Annotated in this window: 26 protein-coding genes; 12 read left to right on the forward strand and 14 right to left on the reverse strand. The window is 63.5% G+C overall.

All coding sequences use genetic code 11. The features are described 5' to 3' along the window. Window positions 1-31 precede the first annotated feature (31 nt). Both ACSMXN_RS23155 and ACSMXN_RS23160 read left to right on the forward strand, forming a co-directional pair. Entirely contained in the window at window positions 32-2,392 is a 2,361-nt protein-coding gene (locus tag ACSMXN_RS23155) for a CoA transferase (protein ID WP_022915075.1), read from the forward strand. A gap of 87 nt (window positions 2,393-2,479) precedes the next feature. Continuing rightward, complete coding sequence (locus ACSMXN_RS23160) at window positions 2,480-4,531, forward strand: ATP-dependent helicase (protein ID WP_022915076.1); 2,052 nt, start codon at window positions 2,480-2,482, stop codon at window positions 4,529-4,531. Window positions 4,532-4,575: 44 nt separating this feature from the next. Here the strand turns inward: ACSMXN_RS23160 and ACSMXN_RS23165 are convergent, their stop codons facing one another. The 3 genes from ACSMXN_RS23165 to ACSMXN_RS23175 are packed head-to-tail and all read right to left on the reverse strand — an operon-like array spanning window position 4,576 to window position 6,538. Then, window positions 4,576-5,469: a GNAT family N-acetyltransferase gene (locus tag ACSMXN_RS23165; protein WP_081649312.1), complete on the reverse strand. Its 894-nt coding sequence runs from the start codon at window positions 5,467-5,469 to the stop codon at window positions 4,576-4,578. A gap of 17 nt (window positions 5,470-5,486) precedes the next feature. Next, a complete protein-coding gene (locus tag ACSMXN_RS23170) occupies window positions 5,487-6,182 on the reverse strand; it encodes an aquaporin (protein WP_027139882.1) in 696 nt (231 codons plus the stop codon). Next, on the reverse strand, window positions 6,179-6,538 hold the full coding sequence (locus ACSMXN_RS23175; protein ID WP_022915077.1) for a metalloregulator ArsR/SmtB family transcription factor: 360 nt from the start codon (window positions 6,536-6,538) through the stop codon (window positions 6,179-6,181). The genes ACSMXN_RS23170 and ACSMXN_RS23175 overlap by 4 nt, the downstream gene beginning before the upstream one ends. Window positions 6,539-6,625: 87 nt before the next feature. Between ACSMXN_RS23175 and ACSMXN_RS23180 the strand changes: the two genes are divergently transcribed. Together ACSMXN_RS23180 and ACSMXN_RS23185 are read left to right on the forward strand one after the other, a co-directional pair. Continuing rightward, window positions 6,626-7,048: an ArsI/CadI family heavy metal resistance metalloenzyme gene (locus ACSMXN_RS23180; RefSeq protein ID WP_022915078.1), complete on the forward strand. Its 423-nt coding sequence runs from the start codon at window positions 6,626-6,628 to the stop codon at window positions 7,046-7,048. Window positions 7,049-7,152: 104 nt separating this feature from the next. Further along, window positions 7,153-8,046: a TIGR03560 family F420-dependent LLM class oxidoreductase gene (locus tag ACSMXN_RS23185; RefSeq protein ID WP_022915079.1), complete on the forward strand. Its 894-nt coding sequence runs from the start codon at window positions 7,153-7,155 to the stop codon at window positions 8,044-8,046. A 122-nt stretch (window positions 8,047-8,168) separates the two neighbouring features. On the opposite strand, the gene ACSMXN_RS23190 is transcribed toward ACSMXN_RS23185, so the two are convergent. Then, window positions 8,169-9,095, reverse strand: coding sequence for a phosphotransferase (locus tag ACSMXN_RS23190; protein WP_196811419.1), 927 nt, complete (start codon window positions 9,093-9,095; stop codon window positions 8,169-8,171). Between the two features lie 172 nt (window positions 9,096-9,267). On the opposite strand from ACSMXN_RS23190, the gene ACSMXN_RS23195 reads away from it, so the two are divergent. Beyond that, on the forward strand, window positions 9,268-10,701 hold the full coding sequence (locus ACSMXN_RS23195; protein WP_196811420.1) for an APC family permease: 1,434 nt from the start codon (window positions 9,268-9,270) through the stop codon (window positions 10,699-10,701). A 357-nt stretch (window positions 10,702-11,058) separates the two neighbouring features. Continuing rightward, entirely contained in the window at window positions 11,059-11,712 is a 654-nt protein-coding gene (locus ACSMXN_RS23200) for a DUF4328 domain-containing protein (protein WP_196811421.1), read from the forward strand. A 25-nt stretch (window positions 11,713-11,737) separates the two neighbouring features. On the opposite strand, the gene ACSMXN_RS23205 is transcribed toward ACSMXN_RS23200, so the two are convergent. The 6 genes from ACSMXN_RS23205 to ACSMXN_RS23230 all read right to left on the reverse strand — a co-directional run bounded on the left by ACSMXN_RS23205 (window position 11,738) and on the right by ACSMXN_RS23230 (window position 17,800). Beyond that, window positions 11,738-13,009, reverse strand: coding sequence for a multidrug effflux MFS transporter (locus ACSMXN_RS23205; protein WP_022915083.1), 1,272 nt, complete (start codon window positions 13,007-13,009; stop codon window positions 11,738-11,740). Window positions 13,010-13,094: 85 nt separating this feature from the next. Next, window positions 13,095-13,835: a 2OG-Fe(II) oxygenase gene (locus ACSMXN_RS23210; RefSeq protein WP_022915084.1), complete on the reverse strand. Its 741-nt coding sequence runs from the start codon at window positions 13,833-13,835 to the stop codon at window positions 13,095-13,097. Continuing rightward, window positions 13,832-14,458, reverse strand: coding sequence for a methylated-DNA--[protein]-cysteine S-methyltransferase (locus tag ACSMXN_RS23215; protein WP_022915085.1), 627 nt, complete (start codon window positions 14,456-14,458; stop codon window positions 13,832-13,834). Before ACSMXN_RS23215 ends, ACSMXN_RS23210 begins: the two co-directional genes overlap by 4 nt. Beyond that, window positions 14,455-15,009, reverse strand: coding sequence for an RNA polymerase sigma factor (locus ACSMXN_RS23220; RefSeq protein ID WP_022915086.1), 555 nt, complete (start codon window positions 15,007-15,009; stop codon window positions 14,455-14,457). Before ACSMXN_RS23220 ends, ACSMXN_RS23215 begins: the two co-directional genes overlap by 4 nt. Window positions 15,010-15,073: 64 nt before the next feature. After that, window positions 15,074-15,520, reverse strand: coding sequence for an ester cyclase (locus tag ACSMXN_RS23225; protein WP_022915087.1), 447 nt, complete (start codon window positions 15,518-15,520; stop codon window positions 15,074-15,076). 132 nt (window positions 15,521-15,652) lie between these two features. Further along, window positions 15,653-17,800 carry an MMPL family transporter gene (locus tag ACSMXN_RS23230; RefSeq protein WP_022915088.1) on the reverse strand — a complete coding sequence of 716 codons (2,148 nt, stop codon included), beginning with the start codon at window positions 17,798-17,800 and terminating at the stop codon, window positions 15,653-15,655. A gap of 374 nt (window positions 17,801-18,174) precedes the next feature. Between ACSMXN_RS23230 and ACSMXN_RS23235 the strand changes: the two genes are divergently transcribed. Together ACSMXN_RS23235 and ACSMXN_RS23240 are read left to right on the forward strand one after the other, a co-directional pair. Beyond that, complete coding sequence (locus tag ACSMXN_RS23235; RefSeq protein ID WP_155958519.1) at window positions 18,175-18,399, forward strand: hypothetical protein; 225 nt, start codon at window positions 18,175-18,177, stop codon at window positions 18,397-18,399. A 96-nt stretch (window positions 18,400-18,495) separates the two neighbouring features. After that, entirely contained in the window at window positions 18,496-19,017 is a 522-nt protein-coding gene (locus tag ACSMXN_RS23240; RefSeq protein WP_022915090.1) for a general stress protein, read from the forward strand. Here the strand turns inward: ACSMXN_RS23240 and ACSMXN_RS23245 are convergent. Next, complete coding sequence (locus ACSMXN_RS23245; RefSeq protein WP_455407645.1) at window positions 18,985-20,079, reverse strand: pyridoxamine 5'-phosphate oxidase family protein; 1,095 nt, start codon at window positions 20,077-20,079, stop codon at window positions 18,985-18,987. The genes ACSMXN_RS23240 and ACSMXN_RS23245 overlap by 33 nt on opposite strands. A 142-nt stretch (window positions 20,080-20,221) precedes the next feature. Between ACSMXN_RS23245 and ACSMXN_RS23250 the strand changes: the two genes are divergently transcribed. Further along, window positions 20,222-20,884 carry an ABATE domain-containing protein gene (locus ACSMXN_RS23250; RefSeq protein WP_022915092.1) on the forward strand — a complete coding sequence of 221 codons (663 nt, stop codon included), beginning with the start codon at window positions 20,222-20,224 and terminating at the stop codon, window positions 20,882-20,884. 34 nt (window positions 20,885-20,918) lie between these two features. Here the strand turns inward: ACSMXN_RS23250 and ACSMXN_RS23255 are convergent, their stop codons facing one another. Beyond that, window positions 20,919-21,803 carry an alpha/beta fold hydrolase gene (locus ACSMXN_RS23255; protein WP_022915093.1) on the reverse strand — a complete coding sequence of 295 codons (885 nt, stop codon included), beginning with the start codon at window positions 21,801-21,803 and terminating at the stop codon, window positions 20,919-20,921. A gap of 92 nt (window positions 21,804-21,895) precedes the next feature. Between ACSMXN_RS23255 and ACSMXN_RS23260 the strand changes: the two genes are divergently transcribed. After that, window positions 21,896-22,018 (forward strand): 50S ribosomal protein L36, encoded by a 123-nt coding sequence (locus tag ACSMXN_RS23260; protein WP_081649315.1) that lies wholly within the window; start codon window positions 21,896-21,898, stop codon window positions 22,016-22,018. An 87-nt stretch (window positions 22,019-22,105) separates the two neighbouring features. Here the strand turns inward: ACSMXN_RS23260 and ACSMXN_RS23265 are convergent, their stop codons facing one another. Further along, a complete protein-coding gene (locus ACSMXN_RS23265) occupies window positions 22,106-22,534 on the reverse strand; it encodes an SRPBCC domain-containing protein (RefSeq protein WP_027139885.1) in 429 nt (142 codons plus the stop codon). Between the two features lie 104 nt (window positions 22,535-22,638). On the opposite strand from ACSMXN_RS23265, the gene ACSMXN_RS23270 reads away from it, so the two are divergent. Further along, the gene (locus ACSMXN_RS23270; protein ID WP_022915095.1) at window positions 22,639-23,193 is read left to right on the forward strand and encodes a MarR family winged helix-turn-helix transcriptional regulator; all 555 of its coding nucleotides are present in this window, start codon (window positions 22,639-22,641) and stop codon (window positions 23,191-23,193) included. Here ACSMXN_RS23270 and ACSMXN_RS23275 read toward each other — a convergent pair. Next, complete coding sequence (locus ACSMXN_RS23275) at window positions 23,190-23,633, reverse strand: nuclear transport factor 2 family protein (RefSeq protein ID WP_022915096.1); 444 nt, start codon at window positions 23,631-23,633, stop codon at window positions 23,190-23,192. The two genes, ACSMXN_RS23270 and ACSMXN_RS23275, sit on opposite strands and share 4 nt — an antisense overlap. A gap of 55 nt (window positions 23,634-23,688) precedes the next feature. Here ACSMXN_RS23275 and ACSMXN_RS23280 point away from each other — a divergent pair, with 55 nt between their 5' ends. Beyond that, entirely contained in the window at window positions 23,689-24,318 is a 630-nt protein-coding gene (locus ACSMXN_RS23280) for a DUF1269 domain-containing protein (RefSeq protein ID WP_022915097.1), read from the forward strand. The last annotated feature ends 40 nt before the right edge of the window (window positions 24,319-24,358 follow it).

A 24,358-nucleotide genomic window follows, 5' to 3' on the forward strand; every position in this document is an offset into this window, starting at 1 on the left:
GAAACGAATCACACCTCGTTGATTCGGCCCTGTGGCGTGGCACACTCGCGGCAGCGCAATCAACGCCCGCGACGACCGGGATGTCTACGCCCGATTTCCCGCCGCCGATGCCTTTCGAGTTGGGAGACTGGCCATTTCTACCGCCATTTTGAACGGGATCCGCATCGTTGATCTTTCCGACGGCATCGCCGGACCAACCGCGACCATGGTGCTCGCCGAGGCCGGCGCGGACGTCGTCCTCGTCGAGCCTGTCGGCGGCGTAGGTACGCGAGGCCTACCCGGCTTCAAGACGTGGAACCGCAGCAAGCAGTCCGTCCAGCTCGATATCGCTGACTCGACCGACCGCAAACGGTTCAACCAACTCCTCGCTGGCGCCGACGTGCTCGTGCACTCGTACTCACCGCTCCGCGCCAGGGAACTCGGCATCGATGACGCCAGCCTCGCCGCCGAATATCCCAACCTGATCGCCTGCTCGGTGCTGGCGTGGCCGGCCAACCACCCCGACGCTGATCAGCCGGTCGATGACCTACTCGCGCTCGCGCGGATGGGAGTTCTCGACGAGCAGAAGGGTCTGCGCGACGGCCCGATCTACGTGCGCTTCCCGCTCGGCAGTTGGGGCGCGGTGTGGCTGGCTGCGATCGGCATCATGGCCCGGCTGATCGTTCGCGGGCGCACCGGCAAGGCGGGTCCGGCGCACACCAGCCTGGTCCAGGGCGCGTTGATCCCGATGATGATGCACTGGTCACGGGCCGAGACACCGTCGGACAACCTGCGCATCGGGATGCCCAAGGACAACATGAGCGCGTCCTTGTTCGAGTGCTCGGACGGTCAGTGGATCCACGTCATGCCGCCAGCACCCGACGACACCCCATTGATGCAAGAGGTGTGGGCCGAGATGGGCCCCGACGCCGTCGCAGCAGCCAACGCCACCATGCCCAACTGGTCAGCGGCGTACCCGAACGCAGGCGCCAACAAGGCCGCGTATCTGCGACGACCCGCACAGGCTTGGCTCGACAACGCGTGGGCCAATGACAAGCCGGCCCAGGGAGCTTGGCAGGTGGGGGCGATCCTGCAGGACGAGCAGGCACGAACCAATCGCTACGTCATCGAGCTCGATGATCCGGAGGCCGGGAAGATAACCGTCCCCGGCCTGCCGTTGACGATCGACCCACCCACCGAGGTTCGCTCGCCAGCACCTGCATTGGGCCAGCACCAGGACGAGGCCGGCATCGATTGGACGCCGCGCCCGAGCGCCGCCACCACGAACACCGATCAGCGTTGGCCACTGGCCGGCATGAAAGTGCTCGACTTCGGCAACTACCTCGCCGGACCGCTCGGCCCGATGCTGCTGGCCGACCTCGGTGCCGACGTGATCAAGGTCGAAGCCACGATCGGTGACCCGATGCGCTGGGGAGATTGGCCCTTCGCCGGCTGCCAGCGCGGCAAGCGCACTGTGGCCGTGAACCTCAAGTCGCCGGAATCACGCCCGGTACTGGAGGCGCTGGTCAAGTGGGCCGACGTCGTCCACCACAACCTGCGCAAACCCGCCGCCCGCAAGCTGGGTCTGGACAGCGAGGCACTGCGCAAGATCAACCCCGATCTGGTGTTCTGCCACACCAGCTCGTACGGCCCGGAGGGGTTGCGCGCAGACTGGCCCGGCTATGACCAGCTGTTCCAGTCTTCCTGCGGCTGGGAGGTCGCGGGTGCGGGCGAAGGTAATCCGCCGATGTGGCATCGCTTCGGCTTCATGGACCATCAGTGCGCGATGTCTTCTGTCGTGTCGACCCTGCTCGCGGTCTTCGAACGCGACCGCACCGGGCGCGCGACGGATGCCGCCGGATCGCTGCTCGGCCCCGGGGTGCTCACCACCAGCGAGACCTACCTGCAGAGCGACGGAACGCTCGCCCCGATGATCAAGCTCGACAAGGAGCAAATGGTCACCACGCCCGGCGCCCGGCTGCTCATCTGCTCGGACGGCTGGGTCGCTGTCGCCGCCCACCGCGACGACCAGGTGGCGCGACTGTGCCAGGCGCTCGGCAGTGCTGACCCGGACGGCCTGCCCGCAGCCGCCGCCGAACGCAAGATGAGCGAGGTACTCGATGCGCTCGCGGAAGCCGACGTGCCGGCCGAAGAGGTCCGCTTGAACAACAAGGCAGCCTTCTTCGACGACCCGGACAACCGAGCGGCTGGCCTCGTGGTCGAGTACCAACATCGGGTGTGGGGCAAGCTGGAACAGCCCGGCGCGATGTGGGACTTCGGCGACCTGGAAACCCGCTTCGACTACGCACCACCCGTGCTCGGCGAACACACCGAGGAAGTCCTGCGCGAAATCGGGTTCGCCGACCCAGAGATCAAGACCTTGCTGGCCGCGGAGGTAGTCAAGTCCGCCTGACCTCATCGTCCGGAGAATCCGTGTTCCCTCCGCGACACGGCCGCTACCAGCAGGTCAAGCGACTCTCGGTCGACTACAGTCGCTCAGGTGTTCGATTTGCGCTGGGATTCAGGACTGGACGACGCCCAGCTCGCCGCTGCGACCCATGCCGACACACCCCTCGTCATCCTTGCCGGTGCAGGCACCGGCAAGACCCGGACGTTGACCAGTCGGGTAGCCAGCCTTCTCGAACGCGGGACACCCCCAGAGCGCATCCTGTTACTCACCTTTACTCGCCGCGCTGCCGAAGACATGCTTGCAAGGGCAGCATCGCTCTGCGCGGACCGCGACGCCGCGCGCCGGGTCTGGGGCGGCACGTTTCACGCCGTGGCGCACCGCCTGATCAGTGAGTATTCCGCCCAACTTGGCCTGTCTGAAGTTTCGATCATCGACCCCGGTGACGTCGCCGATCTACTCGATCTACTGCGCGATGAGCACGGGCTCACTGCCTCGAGCCCCGACCAGGGCGAAATCCGTCGAGTCTCGGTACGAATGCCGCGCGCTGCGACCTTGGCCGATATCTACTCTCGGTCTGTCAACACCGCCCGCCCGGCGCGCGATGTCATCACCACCGACTACCCGTGGTGTGAGCCGCATGCCGAGCAGATCATGTTGCTACTGAAGGACTTTGTTGCCCGCAAACGCGCCCGCGGAATGATGGACTTCGACGACCTGCTACTGGCCTGGCGGGCGCTGCTCGCGCAGCCTGCTATCGCCGAACTTCTGATCGACCGCTGGGACCACGTTCTCGTCGACGAGTACCAGGACGTCAACCAGATTCAGGTCGACATCGTCACCGGGCTGCGACCAGCGGGCAAGGGTCTCACGGTGGTGGGCGACGATGCCCAGGCGGTGTACGGGTTCCGCGGCGCGACCAGCGGCCATCTCCTCGACCTCGCCGACTCGTTGCCGCAGGCGAAGATCATCCGCCTGCAACGCAACTTCCGCTCCCGGCAACCGTTGCTCGATCTGGCCAACGTCATCCGACCTGGCGAGGACGGACGGCTCACGCTGCACGCTGACCGAACAGGTAAGGGCAGGCGTCCCAGGCTGGTTCGTTGCTATGACGCGGCCGAAGAAGCACGTTTTATTGCCGACGCGGTCCTTTCCGGCGCTGAGGACGGCCAGCGCCTTCGCGACCACGCTGTTCTGATGCGTACGAGCCACCACAGTGACCTGCTCGAAGTCGAGTTGACCGCGCGCCACATACCGTTCGTCAAATTTGGTGGACTGAAATTTCTCGAAGCCGCACATGTAAAGGACTTTCTGGCCGCGCTTCGTCTCACCAACAACGACCGCGACGAGGTCGCCTGGTTTCGACTGCTTCGGCTGCACGACGGCATCGGCCCGGCCCGAGCGAGCTCGCTCCTACCGCTGCTACTCGAACCCGACGAGGCCGAGGACGTCGATGCGTGGCTAAACACCGTCGTCGCAACGGCCCCGTCGCAGGCCCGAACACGGCTCGACGCCACACTCCGTTGCATACTCGCCGCACGCCAGCAGCTCTCGATCGCCGCGCGGGTCACCGCGTGCGCCGCGCTCGTCAGGCCACTCGTCGAAGATCGTTACACCGATGCTCCGCCGCGAGTCGCCGACCTCGAAAGGTTGGCCGCCGCGGCAGAAACCTCAACCAACCTCGCTGCCTTCATCGCTCAAGTCACGCTCGACCCGCCCGCCAGCACGGGCGATTTCGCGAAGCCACCGCACCTCGACGAGGACTACCTCACGCTCTCAACCGTTCACTCCGCGAAGGGATTGGAGTGGGCCAACGTCCATCTCATCCATGCCGTTGATGGTGCATTCCCGTCTGACATGGCGTTGTCTACCCCCGCTGGACTGGCCGAAGAACAGCGGTTGTTCTATGTCGCCGTCACACGTGCTCGAGATGAACTGTCTGTCTACACCCCGCTGCGCATGCCGCACCATCGCCGGGCGCGCGATGACAAGCACAGCTACGCACCCGAAAGCCGATTCCTGACCGAGGATGCAGTGCAGACGCTGGATGTGATCGAGAAGGCCCGCCCTCAGCAGCAGCACGGCAAGGCCCCCGCACACTTACCCGCCGTGGCAATGCCCTCTCTAGACGCGCTGTTCGACTAGGGCACACAGACGCGAAGGATTAGCCGCCAAGAACCTCACTATTGCTAGATTCGTTCGCTGCGGCGCTCGAACAGAATCACGTCTCTCCAGACACCGTTGTGCTGGCCGATTCGCTCACGCCGTCCGACCTCACGGAACCCGGCCGCTCGGTGCAGCGCGATGCTCGCCTCGTTTTCAGGGAAGATGCCTGATTGGATCGTCCAGATTCCAGCAGCTTCTGTCGAGGCCACGAGCGTCTCGAGTAGGGCGCGAGCCACGCCTAGACCTCGAGCCGCCGGCGAGACGTAGACAGAATGCTCCACGACACCGGCATAGACGCAGCGGTCTGACACCGGAACCACCGCGACCCAACCCAGGACAACGTCAGATTCGTTGAGCGCGACGAATCGGTGGCCGGCAGTCTTCGTGTCGTCGAACTCCGACCACGTCGGCGCGTTCGTCTCAAAGGTCGCGTTACCTTCGTCCATTCCAGCCTGGTAGATCGACAGCACCGCATCAGCGTGCGCCTCGGTCATCGGCTCGATGCGTACGCTCGGCCTTCGAAGCAGTTCGTTCGTCAACGTTTCGACTCGCGTCCTGATGTCATCGCGCACTTCACGCACGACTTCGATCGGCTGACCCGCCGGGTCTGTCAGCTGCCAGTCCTCGTAACGCTTGCCGGGAAAGTACGGGCAGGTGTCTCCGCAGCCCATGGTCACGACGACCTCGGCACGCGATACCGCTTCGGTCGTCAGAATCTTCGGAGACTCCCCCGTGATGTCAATTCCGACCTCACGCATCGCCTCAATCGCCAATGGATTTAGCTGATCTGCAGGTTCGGAGCCCGCCGACCAGACCTCGATGCGATCAGCGGCCAGGTGTTTGAGCCACCCAGCGGCCATCTGGGAGCGGCCGGCATTGTGAACACAGACGAACAGCACAGCGGGTTTGGTACCCATGGCAAACGCCTTTCCGACTATGGCCGAGCGAAGGCTTCGGCTGCCATGACGGGAGAAGAGGGGTAGAGACACCGAATCAGTGCATACCCCAGGATCGCGCCAACGAGTTGCATGAAGATGAACGGCGCCACCGACGAAGGCGCGATCCCGGCGAAGCTATTGGAGAACATCCGCGCTATGGTGACGGCTGGGTTCGCGAAGGAGGTTGAGTTCGTGAACCAGTAGGCGGCAACGATATAACCGCCGACTGCGAAGGCAACGCGATCCGGACGACCGTTGCGGACCGTGCCGAAAATGACCACCAGCAAGCCCAGCGTCGCCACAACCTCGCCGAGCAACACACCGCTTCCGCCACGGTGGTGGGTCGAGAGGTTGATTGCGGAGAGGTTGAACATGAGGTTCGCGACGACGGCGCCGACGATCCCGCCCGCTGTCTGCGCCGCGATCAGCACCGCCGCCTCGCGACTCGAGATCTCGTGCAGCGCTCGCTCGAGGAGCGTCACGATGGGATTGAACGCTGCGGAAAGGGGTTGCAGTGCAAGGATCAGGGCGAGGAGCGCGCCACCGGTGATGAGGCTGTTCACGAGCAGTTGCAAGGCCGGATCGTTCGGCGAGAGCCGGACCGCGGCGATTCCGGAGCCGATCACAGCCGCAACGAGAAAGGCTGTACCGACAAGCTCAGCCAACGCCCGCCGCGCCAGAGACTCGCTCATGAGGACGCGCCGCCGATAAGCGCGGCCAGGTTTGCCAGCGCCTCGGTTCGCGCGCGGTAATACACCCACACGCCTCGCTTCTCACGATCCAGCAAACCGGCTTCGTTCAGAACCTTCAGGTGATGGCTGATCGTCGGTTGGGAAAGCTCGAACGCCGGGTTGAGGTCACAGATGCATGCCTCGCCTCCTTCGTGTGACGCGACCAGCGACATCAAACGCAATCGCACCGGATCCGCGAGGGCTTTGAGCAGCGGCGCGATCTGTTCGGCCTCGGGCTGCGACAGTGGTTCGCGCGATAGGGGTGAGCAACACGCGACGGTCTCGACCGGAGTGAGCGTCATCAGCGACTTCGACATCCATCTATATTGACAGACGTCGATATGTAGTGGCAACCTGGGTGACGATAGATATCGACAGACGTCGAAGTCTTACCGGAGGTCCTCGTGTCCCGTGTACAGCTAGCCCTCAATGTCGACGACCTCGACGAGGCAATCAGCTTCTACAGCAAGCTTTTCAACACCTCGCCAGCGAAAACCAGACCTGGGTATGCCAACTTTGCAGTCGCAGAACCGCCACTCAAGCTTGTTCTCATAGAGAATCCGGGCCAGGGTGGCAGCATCAATCATCTCGGTGTCGAGGTCGCGGATGTCGACACCGTCGACGCGGAGCAAACGCGTCTCGCTCAGTCGGGGTTGGCATCAATCGACGAACGCGGGACGACCTGCTGCTACGCCAAGCAGGACAAGTTCTGGGTCACAGGGGCTCCGAACGGTGAGCGGTGGGAGTTCTACACCGTGCTCGCCGACTCCTTGACCTTTTCCGCAGACGATCCTGCCGGTGCGACGTGCTGCGGTGAGGCTTGCTAGAACGGCACGACGGTCACATACGTCGCTGGATCGTCCTGTTGTGCAAGGGTTGCGCCGCAGACGGGGCGTTCAAGTAGGGTTGTCGCTATGGCTGGAGAAGACCCGTGTCGAGTCTGAAAGTCAGTGCGTGGCTCGAAGCGGCGTGGCCGCCTGATGCACTGATTTCGGTGGCGAACCACGTCGAGAAGGCGGGCTATCACGGCGTGTGGTTGGCCGATCACTTCATGGCGAACACGGGCACCGAGCGACGCTCCGATGCCGGTGTGCACGAGTGCTTCAGTTTGCTCGCCGGTCTGGCCACAACCGTGCCGCGAGTGCGTTTGGGATCGTTGGTGGCTGGCATTACTTATCGCCATCCGGCGGTCTTGGCCAACGTAGCAGCCACGATCGACCATCTCAGTGCGGGCCGACTGGTTCTCGGCCTCGGTGCGGGGTGGCAGCTCAACGAGCATGCGGCTTACGGTATCGAGCTCGGACCGGTAGCGGAGCGCATCGATCGTTTCGAAGAGGCTGTGCAGATAGTTCGTGGGTTGCTCACCGAGCCACGGACGACCTTGCAGGGCAAGTACTACACCGTGAACGACGCTCCCCTCGAGCCGAAACCGCTTCAGCCTCGACTACCAATCTTGATCGGCGCCAGCGGCGAACGGCGAATGCTCGCAATTGTCGCGGCGGCCGCCGATGAATGGAATTGCTGGTCCACCCCTGAGATCTTCGCGCAGAAATCCGCGGTTCTCAACGACCACTGCGCCCGGATCGGACGAGATCCGAAGTCGATCTGGCGTACGACGCAGGCCATTCTGAACTTTGGCGATCTGGACGTCGACGATTCGCGATTCGTCACGGTCGGCGGCTCGGTCGACCGCATAGTCGACACGGTCGGCCAGTGGCGGGCGTCTGGACTCGACGAGTGGATCGTGCGCTCGATGGGCTCACCAGATGAGGCCCGCGAATTGTTCACCCGCGTCATTGAGGACGTTCTCCCCCAGCTGAGTTAGTCCTATGTTCTGGGCTCCGCGGATTTCAGTCGTCTTGATCTTCTTGACCGCTGTCTTGCTGGCCTGCGCGTTGATTGGGATCTACGACTGGCTCCGCGATGGCCGGGACAGGCACAACGCCCTCAGGCCCAGTCCTTCCCGCGGACGTGGCCGCTGATTCGGTCTGCGGCGATGCGGTTGCGCCGGAGCCGGACGATGACCTCGCGCAGATCGATGCGGCCGTTACCGAAGGACCACACGTCCATCGTGAGTGGACGGCTCGGGATCACCGCCGCCAGCCGTTCCAGCTCTTCAGGTTCGAGACTGATGTGCCGCGTGTAGCGGCTGAAAGCAGCGTCAACGAGTCGCAAATCGCGAACGCCGCCCGCCCATAGCAGGAAGGCCAAAGGCCAGAGTCGCGGGCCGTTACCGGTGCCCGCCCAGTCGATAATGACTCGGCCGCCATCGGGTGTGGCCAGCGCGTTTGCCGGCACGAAATCCGGATGTACAAACGCATGCGGCAGATCGTGGCAATCATCGAGGTACTCCAGCGCCTCGCGCGTCTCGTCGTACAAGTGATGCTGCTCAGGCGGTACACGCCCCTCGGCGCTCTCCAGCACGGCGATCGCGGCGTCTATCTCCTCGCGAGGACCACCCGTCGCGCTGAGGTGATGCCATGCTCCGCCGGAGCGCATCGACTCGGCTCGGTGAGAATTCAGACGCCCGAGCAAGACGCCCAGGATTGCGAAGGTGCGGCCACGGCCGTCTGCCGGGACGCCCTCAACCCAACGAGTCACGAGCACCGGCACGCCTTCGTGCTCGGAGACAGGATCATCGTGCGCGCATCGCTCAGCCGGAAAACCGCTCGCCTCGAGCGCCCGCAGGACAGCCGCGTCACGCTCGACCTCAGCAGTCTGACGAGCCGCGAACGCACGCGCGACCCAGGTGAGTCCGTTGTTGAAGTCGACGCGGAACACGCCCACGTCGAGCGCGGCAATGTGGCTGGCGTCGAGACCATAGTGGTTTGCCAGATGGACGCCGAGACCGTCGCCCACTCCCCCACTCGCCACACGCAGCACGCTGCCACAGGAAAACGGCGGACGTCTAGCAACGACCGGCCACCCTTAGCCCCTTCTGATGTCGGCGGGCAGCGACTCCGAGCCGGCAATCCAATCGCGCAGGTTCAACGACACATTGATCATTTACACTCTGACACAACCTCGGTGGCGGAGGAGCGAACGGATGAAGAAGGTCTTCGGCGTATGGTCGCTCGGCATCTTCACGTTCAGCTTCCTCGCCAACGTGAACACCACCCCGCAGCTGGCCACGTTCGGCCTCGGTGCGATCGTGCTCATCGCGTTGGCCATCCTGCTCTTCCTGGTGCCGACCGCGATGGCTTCGGCCGAGATGGGCTCGACCTTTCCGCAAACCGGCGGCATCTATCAATGGGTGCGAATGTCCTTCGGCGAGACCTGGGGTTTCGTCGTCATCTGGATCGAATGGGCCAGCTTCGTCGTGGCATGGCCGGGCATCATGGGCACGATCACGCTGCAGGCTGCGTTCGTCGTCGATCCGAGCCTCCAGAACAACAGCGCCTTCCTGATCGTCATTATCGTCACTGTCACCTGGCTGGCCACGTTTCTCGCCTTGCGCGGCCTCCAGTTGGCAAACGTCCTGACCTGGTTTGCGGTGGCCTGTGGCGTCGTGCTGCCAACGCTTATCGTGTGTGCACTTGCGGTGCAATGGATCGTGGCCGGTCGGACGGTCGCGATGCCGACCAACGCTGGGTCGTTGATACCGCACCTACACGGAAATGATCTGGCGTTCCTGTCCGGGGCGTTGCTGATGTTCATGGGTATCGAGATCTCAGCCATTCATGCCGGTGATATCGAGCGCCCTGGCCGCACGATCCCGCGCGCCAACGTGATCGCGGTGGCCCTGTGCTTCGTGCTGTTCGTGCCGCTGACGCTCGCCATCGCCGTTGTCATTCCTTCCGGTAAGATCAACATCATCACCGGGGTGCTCCAGGCCGCGAAGACGATGTTCAACGAAATCCACGCAGGCTGGCTGCTCCCGGTCTTCGCGGCAATGCTCGTCCTGGGTCTGGCGGCCGCGCTCGTGCCGATCCTAGGCGGCCCCTCGCGCGGACTCATGATCGCTGCGCGTGATGGCGGCCACTTGCCACCGGTATTGCAACGAGAGAATCGAGCTCGGATGCCGGCCGCCATCATCGTGCTGCAAGCGAGCATCAGCTCCGTCCTCGCGCTCGGCTATCACCTGATGGGATCAGTGCAGAATGCCTGGTTCATGTTTGCGCTCATCCAGACGAACATGTCGTTGATCCTCTACATCCTGATGCTCTCGGCGCTGATCCGACTCCGGCGAACGGCGCCGGATGCGTCGCGTCCCTATCGGATTCCAGGGGGACGCGCCGGCATGTACATCGTGTGCGGCGCCGGCGGGCTGGTTTGCCTCTTCGGTATCACCTTGTCGCTGTTCCCCACCTCAGATGCCAAGGGCCTGCCGCTCTGGGCGTACGAGGCCGCCCTGATCGGCGGCACCGCGGTGTTCGTCAGCGTTCCGGTCGCCCTGAAGCTGTTCAGGCGTCCGAGCTGGTCGATCCCGTCCGAGGATGCGCGAAATCCAATAGACGAACCGACCGCGGCCCTTTCCTGAACTGGCGTCACAGTGCAATGCTCGTTCGCGTCCGCACGCGCTGAGCTCAATATCTGCAACTGCCTGCCGATAGGGCTCGAACCGGGCATCATCCCTATGCCATCGCCAGTGCTTATCGAGCAGGAGTGTCGCGTGACCTTTCAGGACGAGCCGCCCTCGAGTTGGGCGCCGGTTCCGCCGCCGCCCCAGCCGCCGGCGCAGGTGCCGCAGCAGCCGTACGTGGCACCGTGGGTCCCCCAAGCGTCTCAGCCACCGCAGGGGCCACCGTTTGCGACACCCTTCACACCCCAGCAACCCTTTTCAGTCCAGCCCCACGGCTATCCCAACCCAATCCGTCCGAGATGGCAGTCGGCACCGATGACAAGGTCGGTCGTGGGCCTGGCGCTGGCCGTTCGGGTCATGTTGCTGCTGAGCGTGCTGGTCGCGCTCGTGCAGCTATACGGTTGGGTCCGCGAGTATTCGCTGCTCCGCCAGCTTGAAACGTCGCCAGGGTCGGTGTCACCGGCCACCGCGCACACCGCCGACAGCCTCGTTCACAACGCAAGTCAGGTCTGGGCGCTTGTTTTCATTGCGACGGCCATCGTCTTTCTCTTTTGGTTCTCTCGAATCCGGGCCAATGCGCGCGAGTACCACACGCACTTCCAGCGGCAGTCGAATGGCTGGTCGATCGGTGGCTGGTTCTGCCCGATCCTCGTGCTCTGGTACCCGTACCAGATGATGACGGATGCCCTGCTCGCGAGCGAGTCCGCTACCGGCGAATCGCCGTACGGCACCCGCTCGCCAGGTCTGGTTCGCGCCTGGTGGACAACCTGGTTGCTGGTCGGGGTAATCGACTTTGCTGGTCGCCAGTCCGAAAACTTCACCGATATCGGTCAGGCCAAAACCCATGCGGCGCTAGGCATCCTGTCCGCGGCGGCGGTGCTGGTGGCGGCAATCCTTCTCATCGGGTTGGTCGTTCGGATCAGCACGGCTCAAACACAACGCCGCGCTGCAGCACCGCAGGCCGGCTGAACGACTCAACAATCGCCGTCGATTGTCAGATCGCCAGATCGGCGGCGGTCTCGGCCACCAGGCTCTGTGGCGTTTCATCGCCCGCTAGGCCGACAGGTGGCGTTTTTGCCGTGAACAGCAGCCGGACGCTAATCGCGATGGCGCCGCACGCCGCCATCACGATGGCCAGCGGCAGGATGTCTTTCGGCCCGCGCAGTCCTACGAGTGGAGCCACGGCAGCGCCCAACGAGAAGCGAAGAAGGCCAAGTAGCGCCGACGCGCTACCGGCGGAGTGCGGAAAGTCGTTCAAGGCGAGCGCCGTGGCATTTGGCCCGACGAAGCCCAACGACGTCATCACCAGAAACATGCATGCCAACACGCCGCTGAGACCGCCGACGGAGGTGACAGTCAACGCCAGAAACGCGAAACCACCGACGGCAAGCCCGACGAGTCCACCGGTCAACAAACGCGCTGACCCGAGCCGATCTACCAGTCTGCCGTTGACCTGGCTGCCGCAGACCAGACCCACGGCATTGAGCGCGAACACCAGGCTGAACATCTGCGGACTCAAACCATAGACGTTCTCGAGGGCGAACGATGAGCCAGCGATATAAGCAAAAACAGTGCCGAACCCGAAAGCGCACGCAAGGGCATTCACGAGGAACTCCCGGTCGGTGGCGACGCTTCGCATGGTCCTGAGGGTGTCGCCCAAGCTGCCGGAGCTCCGGTTCTCGCGCGGAAGCGTCTCTGGAAGACGAAGCGCGGCGATGGTCAGCAACAGCAGTCCTGCGCCCGCCAACGTCAAGAACAGCACGCGCCAGGAACCCAGGTGAAGCAGTATCGCTCCAATCTGCGGGGCAACGATCGGGCCGGCCCCGGTCACCAACATCAGGACAGAGAAGAACCGCGCTGCCGTGTTCCCAGAGTATTGATCGCGCACAATCGCCTGGGCGACCACGATTCCCGCCGATCCCCCGAGGCCCTGAACGAACCGAAGCGCGATCAGGCTAGCGATTCCGGGAGCTAGCGCGCAGGCCGCCGACGCGAGGATGAAGGCCGCGAGGCCGAAGAACAGCGGCCTTCGCCGGCCAAGCCGGTCGCTCAACGGACCAATGAGAACTTGGCCGAGGGCCAGTCCGATCAGTGTCGCGGTGAGCGAGAGTTGAACCGCGGAGGCGGAGGCGTCCAGATCTTGGCCGATGCGCGGCAGCGCCGGGAGGTACATGTCGATGCACAGCGGACCAAACGCGGTCAGTGCGCCGACGATGAGAATCATCCGTGCTGGAATGCGCCCCGACTGGTCTGGGGACACCGTCATTCTCATCGGGCGATTCGTTTCATGAACTAACTTTATCGTCCCGCGACAACTGCGGCCTCAACAGCATCCGGACGCCGATCAGCTACTAGGCAGCGTCGTGAAACACCAACCCCAAGGTGTACCGGTAACCCGATCGAACGACCGATACACCGTGCCGCACGGGTGCGGCGGACCAACCCCGGGCCGACACGACGGGGCGATCACGCGTCGTGAACACCAGGCCATGCCCCTGCGGAATGACCGTGGCGGTGCCGCGTGACTGCGCCCTGGGGCGCTGCTCGTACAAGAGGAATTCACCGCCCGTGTGATCAACGCCAGGTACGGTCAGGTTGATAACGACCTGCAGTGGGAATACCAGCTCGCCGTAAAGGTCGCGATGCAAGGCGTTCCAATCACCCTGCCCGTACTTGAGCAAGATCGGGGTGGTCTTCTTCTGGCCAGCCGCGTGGCAGCTGTCCAGCCACTCATCCAGACTGTCCGGCCAGGGTGGATCCCTGCGTAACTTCGTCCACCAATCCCGTGCGATCGGCAGCAGCCTCGGGTAGAGAGCATGCTTCAGTCCAACGATCGGCTCTGGGAATGGTTCGGAAAAATAACGGTATTCGCCCTCGCCGAACCGGTGCCTACGCATGTTCACCGTCGACCGAAAGCGCGAATCGTCAGCATAGAAAGCTGCGATTGCTGTCGCCTCCGCTGTCGAGAGCAGTGGCTCGGTGAGAGCGCAGCCTGCGTCGTCGAGCTCGGCACGCAGAGCATCCCAGTCGGTTGCAGCCACCCGCTCACCCCAACCACCAGGGACTCGGGTGTGCGTCTGGTTCGAGCTCACGCGGCGGCCTCCAGACCGAGCAGCGCGCGCTTCGCCTCCGGCCCACCGAGGTAGCCGCCCAGTTTGCCGTCCGAGCGAACTACCCGATGGCAGGGCACTACGACTGGCAGCGGGTTCGTCGCGCATGCCGTACCCACCGCGCGGACTGCTCTCGGATTGCCCGCGAGCTCGGCAACGGCCGCGTACGTAGCGGTGTGCCCATAGCCGATGTCGGGCAGCCGTCGCAATACGGTGTTGCGGAACCCCGCTGAGAGGCGCCAGTCCAGTGGCACGTCGAAGGCCTGCCTGCGACCGGCGAAGTACTCATCGAGCTCTGCAGCTACGACATCGAGCCGCCTCGGCGCGTTCAGGATGCGTGGGCTGATCCGATCGGCCAAAGCCTGCAGCACAGCATCGTGACCCTCGCTGGCATAAGCCACTCGGACGAGCCCGAGGTCCGTCGCGGCAAGCAGCAGGCGGCCGACCGGGGTGTCGATAGTGCGGTAAGTGATGTCGAGAATCCCCTCGGCCTGAGCGGCCGCGGTCAGACCGGCTTGCAGCCGCCGAACGTCCTCAACATCGACTGAGTACGCCCCAGCGAGCTCACGTTCGACCTCGCTGTTCTCATCGGGGTACGCGTTCATGATGATCTTCTCTCTGTACTGGCATTCGGGCTACTCGCGTTCGGGTTACTGGCATTCGGGCTACTGACATTCGGGCTACTGACATTCGGGCCGGGAAAGGTCCGTCGAAGTGTGGCGATGCCGTCGGCAGCCGCGCGGCGGGCGGCGTCGGCGCTGCCGCCGAGAATGTCTGCCACCTCCGAATAGGGCAAACCGGCCAGGTAGTGATAGGCGACTGCCTGTTTCTGCTTCGCGGGCAACTGCGAGAGGGCAAGCGTCAGGTCGAGATCTCGTGTGCGTTGCGGAGCTGGTGATTCTGGCAAGTCCGCAACCGGAATCGCGCGCCGAGCGCGAGCCCGGGTCACGTCGATGGCCTTGCGGTGAGCGATCGTGACCAGCCAGGCCTCGATATTCGCATCCGTGGGTAGATCCGGATAGGCCTTCAAAGCCGAAAGAAACGTCTCTGACCAGGCGTCGTCGGCATCTGCCCAGCCCAACACGGCGCGACAGACGCGGAGCACGGTTGTCCCGTGCTCCGCGACGACCCTCTCGAATGGCTGCTTGCTATTCACACTCGGTAGACGCTCCGGCTGTGCTCGACGTGAGGTTGCTCGACGTGACTCTGTCAGACGTCGATCATGCCTCGGTGATGAGATCGAGTTGCCTGAGCACGGTCACGCCGTCGTCCAGGCCGAGTTCCTCGGTGATGAGGCCGTTTTGGAGCTTAAGGACGGTGATACCCGTGAACCGCATCGATTTGCCGGTCTTCGCCGGTAGCGCACCGATCGGCATATCGCTGAAGGCCGCGCCCGTCTGGGTGCCCCCACCCACCCACTGGCCCACCACGTAATCACCGTCGGCTATCAGGTCCGCGGTGCCGCCGAAACTCAGATCCGGAAAGGCCGCCCGAAACTTCGTCGCGAACTCTCGAACCTCGTCTCGACCACGGCAGGGCGCGTGCAGCGAGTACTCGAAACGGATGTCTGGCGCTGCAAGCTCGTCGATGACGGCCGGGTTGAAGTCGCTGCCCCAGAACTCAGCGAACCACCGTCCCACGATGGCCTTGTTCTCTGCTTCGGACATGATTGTCCTTTCCAGTACGGGTCTCGAAGGAATGTTCACCTCGAAGACGCGCGCGGCGCGGAGAACGTGAGGGCGACTAGGAACTCAGTGGAACTCAGCTTTTGGCCTCGTGGGACACCGCCGTTGACCGCGTCAGCTACCCGTCAGAACTGGCTCGAGTGGCTCGTCCCGTTCGGTATGCGGGTGCGAGGGCTGCACCCGCAGGACCTTGGCAATGCCAGCCGGTAGGTACCAGTTCCAGGAACCGAAGAGCGATACCAGCGAGGGAACCAGCAACGCGCGAACGACCGTGGCATCGAGCAGGATGCCGATACCGAGGCCGGTGGCGAGTGTCTTGAGGTCCGTTCCGGGGCCGGACGCCAGTGCCGCGAACGCCAGGAACAAGATCAGCGCGGCACTCGTGACCAATCGGCCGGTACGACCCACGCCTTCGATCACGGCCTCGTCGGTCGTCCGTCCGGCGTCATATTCCTCGCGAATCCGCGACAGGATGAACACCTCGTAGTCCATCGATAGCCCGAACAAGAAGGCGAAGATCATCAACGGTATCCAGAAGGTAACCGCCCCGGTGCCGGCGATCCCGAAGATGGCGTCCGAGCCGTGTCCGTCCTGCCAGAACAACACCATCAGCCCCAGCGTCGCCGCCAGCGAGATCAGATTCAGCAAGACGGCCTTGAGCGGCAGCAAGAGCGATCGGAACGCTCGCATCAGCAGCACATAGGTCAGTAACGCGATGATGAGCAACATCAGTGGGAAATGACCATAGACAGCATGCAGGAAGTCGATTTGGGCAGCGCCTACCCCGGCCACTCCCACTACGCCCGGTAGACCGTCCACTGCCGACTTGACTCGCTTGACCACGTCAACACTTTGCGAGTTGACGGTCTCGGTATCCGGCACGACAACGATGGACGTCATGCCCTCACGGTTGCTGCTCGGAGCGCTGGAGATGAAGACGTGCTCCACACCTTCGACCTTCGCGATCTGCGTAGCCGTGTTGGCGGCCTGATCGCTGCTGACCAGGACCTCCATCGGTGTCAGCGAGCCGGTCGACACGCCACCCTTCTCCAACGTCTGCAGCGCGTCATACGCCGGGCCGTTCTGGGCCAGTGAACTCGACGACGCGAGGCCGATCTTGATGCCCAGGAAGACGCCGATCAAAGCAGCGAGCGAGACGAGCGCGATACCGGCGGCGAGCCAACGCCGGCGAACCACCAGGGCCGCCCAGCGACTCCAGAATCGGCTCGCGCGGTTCTCATGCCGCATCTTCGGCCAGTCCACCTTCGGCCCGATGCCACCAAGGATCGCCGGCGTCAACGTCAGGGTCGTCAGAACGCTGGCAAGCGGTATCAAGGCGCCGCCGTAGCCCATGCTGCGCATGAAGGGCACGGGCAGCACTACGAGCGCCAGCAAACCGATCGCCACCGTCACACCGCTGAACACCACGGCATGCCCGGCAGTTTGCATCGCCACGACGACGGCGTCATGGTTGTCGCGGCCGCGGTCACGCTCCTCGCGCCATCGGGTTACCAGTAGCAGCGAGTAGTCAATCGCGACGCCCAGGCCAATCAAAGCAATCAGAAACTCGACGATGAACGAGACATCGGTGAGATAGGTGATCGGCAAGAGCATGAGGAAGGTTGCCAGGATCGACACTCCGGCAACCACGAGCGGCAGGAACGCAAGGAACGACGCGAAGACGAACGCGAGGACGATCAATGCGCCGAGAGCGCCCAGCAGAGTTTCGCCGAGCACTCCCGGCCCACCGTCGGAGTTGCCGACGGCAAGGGCATCCTCACCGGTGACACCGATCGTGGAACCGGCCGGTGCGGCGCTCGTGGCGGCATCGTGGATGGCGTCGGTCTGCAGGGTCGCCGTCGGCGACGGGTCGAACCGGTAGAAAAGCAGCGCGTAGGCGGTCCTGCCGTCATTCGTCCGGAAAGCCTTATCGCCCGTATTCGCCTCATCGAGTACGCGGACGTTGGGCACAGTTTGCTCGACGGAACTGAAGACCTTTGCTACCGCCTGCTCGTTACCGGTGATCTGCTCGCCGGGCGGCAGGGTGACAGATACCAGATAGGGGCTGGTATCGCCGCCGTTGCCGAGAATGGCTTTGATCTGATGTGCCGTTTCGGTGCCAGGTTGACCCGGCAGCGAGAAATCGACTGTCAATCGGCTGGTTGTCTTACCTGCTAAGGCAATTCCGGCGATTAGTACTATTCCCCAGAAGGCGATTACCCACCTGCGGTGCCGAAGGACGAATTCAGCCAACCTGGTCATGGTGGCTCCCCTGTCGATAGGTAATCGCTGACAAATTGTCGAACTAACAAGTAGTCGAACCAGAGTGGCGCTGATCGACACTGACCGCAATGAAATTACGGACGGGATCGGCGCAGCTTGACGCCGTCCGTGCGAGCACCGCCCGCGAGACCCACCCTGGCACCCGACAGTCCGCAGTACGGGCACTCTGGCAATCTTGGCCGCCTTTGTCAACCGCGGCGCAGAGCACCATGGTCAACCGCGGCGCAGCGCCGGTGTCAACTGATTGGTGGGCAAGGGGATCAACCAACAGATCAACCGATCGGGTGAGGGCACGGCTCGGTAGTGGCGACGATGCTGAACAGCGTCAACACACACCGAGTTTGGAGATCGACATGAACCGCTTGCTCGCCGCAATGAAGCGCCCGGTAGTCCGCTACTTCGAGCTGATGGCCACCGCCGACCCGCTCGGCATGGCAATCAGCCCGCTCGACGCAGGCGTCTATTACGCCGACCCGATGCTTACCGGTCGCATTCTGACCGCACTCGACACGAGCCCGGCTGAATCGAGTCCTGCTGCGGTGTCGCCAACCGAACGGCCGGTTGCCCTGGCTGCGTAAGCCAAATCCCTACAGCCGCTCAGCCGATCATCGCGGCCGCGCGAAAACCCTGAACACCAATTACTGAAACCAAACCCCAGAAAGAAGGACGGAACAATGACCGCTCTAGCTACTATCCCTCGCACCGAACTCGACCTCGATTACCCCATGGCGTTGGGTACCTATGACGACTACGCCCAAGCGCAACGTGTCGTGGACTACCTTTCCGACAATGACTTCCCGGTTCAGAACGTCTCCATCATCGGCACCGAACTGAAGTCCGTGGAACGCGTCACCGGACGGCTGACCCGCGGCAAACTCGCTGCGGCGGGAGCCTTATCCGGTTTGTGGATGGGCTTGTTCGTGGGCATCGCGTTCGCGCTGTTCAGCCGCCAAGGTCAACTCGGTTTCCTCATCACGACTCCACTGCTCGGCGCGTTGTTCGGATTGATCTGGAGTCAGATCGGTTTCAGCGCGGCAACCAGGCGCGGCGCCCGTGACTTCTCTTCGATCAGCCAGGTCGTTGCCACCAAGTACGAAATAATGGTCGAACACCGGCTGGCCGCACAGGCTCAACAGGTACTGGCGACCATGCCAGGTGCGCGATCAGCTGCGATTGCCGAGAGCTGGTCGTCCTGAACGAGCAGCGTCGCGCGCAGAATTGCGCTCACCAGCGCGGGAGACGGTTTCGTAGGCCTCCCGCGCTGCGCTGGGTTCACCTTGCGCTGGGTCCACCTTGCGCCGGGTTGACCTTGCGCTGGGTTCACCTTGCGCCCCGCTCAGAAAGCGCCGGATCGCGTGGGCGCCGGTCGGTGACGGTTGCCACCAGCGCGACGCTTGCGCTCTGGACGATGTCATGGGGAGTAAGCGCACCCGGCGCCCAGTCCCACCGTCATCGCCCGCTGATCCTGGCACTGTCCATTCGAGTGCTGCCTTACCCGACAACTGCAAGGTCGTCCCGGTCGAGAAGTCGACAAAGAGCAGCGCCGCCGTGTCATCGACCGCAAGGTTGCCCAGGCTGTTGAACATGTTGTTGCCGGGATAGTCCGGCCACCACAGCGAATTGCCTGCGACGCGGACGAAGCCAGGTGTTCCGCCACGGTGAGACGCATCCGCACCGCGACTCGGATGAACCGTGCCGAGAAAAAACGTGTCGGCACGCTCGATCAGCTCTGATTGATCTGGTCCGAGTGCTTCCGTACGCGAACCGTGCTTCGTTCCTTCTTCGGCTACGACGGACGAAGCCCGGTCTCCGACGAATCGTCGAGGGTGGATGTATTGCGGGCAGTTTCCGTAAGCCTGCTCAACCTCGACGGTCAGACCAGCCGTGTCGGTTGCCCTCAGCACACCGTTGACCCGCACGCGCCGGCGCGAGGCCAGGTCGATGGCCAGGATGCCGACCGGCTGGTCGGGCCGCAGATCGCGCAGCGGATCGCCCGTCGCCGGTAGGGCTCGCACCCCCAGAGTGGTGCCCTCGCCGGTCAAGAATCCCGGTGTGCCGGTCAAAGGAGAGATCCAGAGTTGGCCTGCTCGGTCTCGAGCGGTGAGAAGCGCGAAATCGCGGTCGCGCAAGAATCGCCCGGCACCGCCATCGAGATCCGCCGGGGCCAGCATTCCCTCGAGGCGCGCGGCCTCGGCGCGAAGGCCGGCGCGCGACTGGACAGCGAGCTCGCCCTCGTGGAAGCCCATCGCTGTAGGCATGAGGAGGCCGCCCTTCTTGAGTTTTGGAGGCATATTCTAATGGGTGGCTAAATGTCTACCGTTAGGTAGCTTAGGTTGGCGACGCGAGGATGTCAAATGCATAGATACCCGTCTTACCATTAGGTCGTGCTAGCCTGATTTCATGCCCTCGACCGGTCCACGCTCGACCGAGCACGCATCCGGTGAGCCTTTGCCGGTCGAGCTGATGAATACGATCTGGGCCGATCGGGCCGACATTCATGACGCGCTCGACAACGCCGCTGAAGCTGAAGCGTGGTTGGCCGCGGCCAGGGATCGAATCGCTCGCGAGGCCGAAACCATCGATGTGCCCCATGTCGGCAAGCTTGCGATGGGCAAGTCCAGCACCGCCGTCATCGGCGACCTACGGCAACTGCGCGATGCACTGCGCCGGCTTGCCGCTACCGCCACTGCCGACCCGCGCCAGCCTGCCGCATCGATGATCGCCGACAATGCCGAAGCAGTCCGCATAGTGAACCAGGCTTGCGCCCAGGCCCCAGCCTGGTCAGAGCTGACCTGGAGCGCCGACAACACAGTGCGGCGCCGCACGATCTCGGCTCACTCGGGCGCGGAGGTAACCCTGACCAAGATCGCTGAGCAGGCGGCCACCCTGTTCAGCAGCCCACAGCGTGTGGATCTGCGCGCCTGCCAGGCACCCGGCTGCGTCCGGTACTTCGTGCGCGACCACCCGCGCCGGGAATGGTGCTCGGCTAGCTGCGGAAATCGCGCCCGGGTTGCCCGGCACTACAAACGCCACCACGCCGATCTCGATGGAGCAACACAGTAAGGGGCTACCACGCCGACTTGTCAATAAGGGGCTACTACGCCGACTTGTCAGAAGAGGCCTGCCTCAGGAAAGCGGTCAACTCGCCGGCGAGTTGCTCGGGTGCCTCCTCGGCCATGTGGTGCCCGCTGTCGATGGTCGCGCCCCTCAGATCTTGGGCCCAGCCCCGCCAAATCGCGAGCACATCGCCGTAGAGCGAACCGAGATCGTCGTGCGCCGACCACGCCACCAACGTGGGGCAGCTCAGTCGATTTCCGGCGGCCCGATCTGCGTCGTCAGCCGCGCGGTCAGCGCCGAGACCAGCTCGATAGTCCTCGAGCATGGCCCGCACCGTTGCCGGATCGTTGATCGCGTTCAGGTAATCGGCGTGGTTCTCCGTACCCATTCGCTCCGGATCGCCCCCGTACCAAGCCTCGGGATCGGCAAGAATCGCGCGTTCGGGCTTGTCAGGTTGGGCAAAGAAGAACCAGTGCCACCACGCGGTCGCGAACCGGGCGTTGGCACGTGCCAGCGCCTCGCCGATCGGGACGCAGTCGAGCACGGCTAAGGCTGAGACCGCGTCGGGCGCGTCGAGGGCGAGCCGCAGTGCGACATAGCTGCCACGGTCGTGACCGACGAGAGCGAAACGGTCATGACCGAGCCCGCGCATCAGACCTATGAGGTCACCTGCCATCGCCCGCTTCGAATAGGGCGAATGGTCTGGTGTCGTGGCCGGCTTCGACGATCGCCCATACCCCCGTAGGTCTGGGCAGATGACCGTGTAGCCGGCCGAGACCAGCATCGGAGCGACCAGATGCCACGTCGCGTGCGTCCTGGGGTGCCCGTGCAAGAGCAGCACCGGCGGACCCGACCCCCCGCTGCGGCCGTGCAAGACGACATCGTCGCTGACCTCGCGGAACCACTCATCGAAGCCCTCGAACATAGGTCGATCATGCACTAAGGGGGTGACAGCCCTTGCGAGTCAGGGAATACCGCGATCGCAGGTGCTGTTCAGGTCGGTACAGGAGGAAGAAAATGAAGGCTAGAAACTCGCTCAGGTCCCTGAAGTCCAAGGACGGCTCGTACGTGGTGCGTAGGCGCGGTCGCACATTTGTGATGAACAAGCGCAACCCCCGTTTGAAGGCTCGTCAAGGCTGATCTCGTTCTGACCGCTCGTCGGCAGAAACCCGAATCGTGTAACGCCCGGCATCGTATAGATGCCGGGCGTTACACGATTCTGCAGGTTTAGGCGGTCTCTACGGTCGACTTGAGTCCGGCGAGCATCGCTTCCCAGTTTTCGCCAGCTCGACGGGCTTCGTCCTCGTCGTTGTTGTTGTCCTGGCTCAGCGAAAGATGGGTACCAGCGTCGCGCGGCTCGAGCTCATAGGTGAGCGTGTGGTAGTTCTCGGGCTCGTCTGGCCGGCCGCTCAAGGGACTGAAATGCGTCAGTTTCAGTCTTTGGGCGACCACAGCTTCGAGAATCTCGCCCCTGTCCTCATAGGTCTTGCCCTCGAATTCGCCCTTCCAGACAATCGCGCTGCCAGGCTGCCAGTCTGTCTCGACCTCGGTACCGAAGAAGTATTGCTTGATCTGTGCCGGGTCAGTCAACGCCTGCCACACCGCGAGTGGTGTCGCAGCGATGTCAATCTCCGCCTTTGCCACGAGATTGGTCATCATGCCCTCCCTCGAAAGTGACCTTGCAGATATATGAGTGACTCATATATCCAGATGTGACTCAATCACAGGTGCGAATCGCGGTCAACCCCTATCGTGGGTCCATGCGCAAGTCTCGTAACGTCCGGCTCGCCAACCTGCTGGGAACCGTCGCCACCGGCCTGTCCGACCGCGTGTCCACTGCTACCCGGCAGGCGGCTCAGCTGGACGGGAGCGCTCCGGCGGCACTCATCGCGCTGATGGACTTCGCACCGGCGGGTTCGGTTCAGGTACTGAGCCAGATCCTCGGTCTGACCCATTCAGGCGGGGTCCGACTGGTCGATCGCCTTGTAGCGGAGGATTTGGTCGAGCGTCTACCCGGTGAAGATGCTCGCTCGATCACGGTTGCGCTCACCAGTCATGGCCGAGAGGTCGCCGAACGGGTGCGACAGCAGCGCTTTGATGCAATCGCTGACACCATGACGGGCCTGAGTGACGGGCAGCGCGAGGCTCTGCTCGAAGCGTGCGAGGTGCTGGTGGCGAACCTGACCGCCCAACGTCTTGCACAACGCGCGACTGGCGAAAGCCCCGGCGGCGGCGCGCTCTGCCGAATGTGCGATTTCACTGCCTGCGGACGAAGAGCCGGACGCTGCCCGGCGATGGTTTCCGCCGACGACTAAAGGGACTCGATCTCCGCGATTCGCTCGCTGAAGCGCCAGACACCGTCCTCGCAACGACGTAGCTTGTCGCGATAGCGGCCCATCCCCGAAACTCGCGGTGTCGGCGAATCATCCACGACGTCAAGGCGAATGAAGTAGCTGTCGCACGTTGCGTGGTCTCCCTCGACGGTGATCATCGGCTCGGACAGCATGTGCTTGTGGTAAACCATCGGGGCTCGGGTGTGGGTGCGGATGAACGCTGCGAGTTCCGCGCGGCCGCGGCACACGGTGTTGTGCTCACTACCGCTGCGTCGGCGTGCATCCCACACGCCGTCTTGCGTGAAGCAATCTACCCAGACCTCTTCATGGCCATAATCGATGGAGTGCCCGTACGCGTACAGCCGATTCAAGATGGCCTTCTCGTCCTCCAGCCGGGCCAACCGGCTTTCGATATCGCTCATTGGCAGACCTCCTGATTCGACCCTAGCCCGGCGTCACTCGCGGAGGATGAGTGCAGTGGGCGAGATTTCGGATTTGATCGACCCTGTGCTGGCATCGGTCGGCGTCCGGCCACGTTCTCAGTGGACCGGAAGTGAGGAAGAAGGGAATCATCCAATGGCGCTGGACACTTTCGTGGTCGTCGCGGCGAGCTACCCATCGCAAGCCGACGCTGAGGCTGATTACGACGCCGTTCACCAGCTCTACATCCGATCCGGGATCATCGACACCTACGATGCCGCCGTCGTCACCCGTGACGCTGACGGCAAGGTGAAGATCGTCAAGAAACACGAGCAGCCCACCCGACAGGGGGGTTGGGGCGGCCTCGGTATCGGGCTGGTCGGCGGTGCGTTGGTTGCACTGTTCCCGGCAGTCGGCCTGGGTGCCGGCCTGTTACTAGGCGGAGCGGGCGGAGCCGGGCTCGGCGCGCTCGCCGGGCACGTCGCCGCCGGAATGAGCCGGTCTGACCTCAAGGACCTCGGCGAACTGCTCGATGAAGGTGAGAGCGGGTTGGTCGTCATCGCCGCCACAGACCTCGAATCGCGCGTCGAGGATGCTCTCGAACATGCCGCGAAGGTCAGCAAGAAACAACTCAGAGCAGATGAGAAGCAACTCGAGAAGGAGATCGACGCGCTGACGTCAAAGTAGCTCGAACGGGCGGATCCGAAGCATGCACGGGTAGCCGCCC

The organism is Parajatrophihabitans canadensis (assembly GCF_053764775.1).

Coding starts and splice junctions, on each gene's coding strand:
- ACSMXN_RS23230 (WP_022915088.1), bottom strand. CDS start 17,800: ATGACCAGGTTGGCTGAATTCGTCCTTCGGCACCGCAGGTGGGTAATC.
- ACSMXN_RS23170 (WP_027139882.1), bottom strand. CDS start 6,182: ATGAGCGAGTCTCTGGCGCGGCGGGCGTTGGCTGAGCTTGTCGGTACA.
- ACSMXN_RS23225 (WP_022915087.1), bottom strand. CDS start 15,520: ATGTCCGAAGCAGAGAACAAGGCCATCGTGGGACGGTGGTTCGCTGAG.
- ACSMXN_RS23165 (WP_081649312.1), bottom strand. CDS start 5,469: ATGGGTACCAAACCCGCTGTGCTGTTCGTCTGTGTTCACAATGCCGGC.
- ACSMXN_RS23270 (WP_022915095.1), top strand. CDS start 22,639: ATGCGCAAGTCTCGTAACGTCCGGCTCGCCAACCTGCTGGGAACCGTC.
- ACSMXN_RS23200 (WP_196811421.1), top strand. CDS start 11,059: ATGACAAGGTCGGTCGTGGGCCTGGCGCTGGCCGTTCGGGTCATGTTG.
- ACSMXN_RS23215 (WP_022915085.1), bottom strand. CDS start 14,458: ATGAACGCGTACCCCGATGAGAACAGCGAGGTCGAACGTGAGCTCGCT.
- ACSMXN_RS23235 (WP_155958519.1), top strand. CDS start 18,175: ATGAACCGCTTGCTCGCCGCAATGAAGCGCCCGGTAGTCCGCTACTTC.
- ACSMXN_RS23265 (WP_027139885.1), bottom strand. CDS start 22,534: ATGACCAATCTCGTGGCAAAGGCGGAGATTGACATCGCTGCGACACCA.
- ACSMXN_RS23260 (WP_081649315.1), top strand. CDS start 21,896: ATGAAGGCTAGAAACTCGCTCAGGTCCCTGAAGTCCAAGGACGGCTCG.
- ACSMXN_RS23275 (WP_022915096.1), bottom strand. CDS start 23,633: ATGAGCGATATCGAAAGCCGGTTGGCCCGGCTGGAGGACGAGAAGGCC.
- ACSMXN_RS23195 (WP_196811420.1), top strand. CDS start 9,268: ATGAAGAAGGTCTTCGGCGTATGGTCGCTCGGCATCTTCACGTTCAGC.
- ACSMXN_RS23255 (WP_022915093.1), bottom strand. CDS start 21,803: ATGTTCGAGGGCTTCGATGAGTGGTTCCGCGAGGTCAGCGACGATGTC.
- ACSMXN_RS23245 (WP_455407645.1), bottom strand. CDS start 20,079: ATGCCTACAGCGATGGGCTTCCACGAGGGCGAGCTCGCTGTCCAGTCG.
- ACSMXN_RS23175 (WP_022915077.1), bottom strand. CDS start 6,538: ATGTCGAAGTCGCTGATGACGCTCACTCCGGTCGAGACCGTCGCGTGT.
- ACSMXN_RS23250 (WP_022915092.1), top strand. CDS start 20,222: ATGCCCTCGACCGGTCCACGCTCGACCGAGCACGCATCCGGTGAGCCT.
- ACSMXN_RS23240 (WP_022915090.1), top strand. CDS start 18,496: ATGACCGCTCTAGCTACTATCCCTCGCACCGAACTCGACCTCGATTAC.
- ACSMXN_RS23205 (WP_022915083.1), bottom strand. CDS start 13,009: ATGACGGTGTCCCCAGACCAGTCGGGGCGCATTCCAGCACGGATGATT.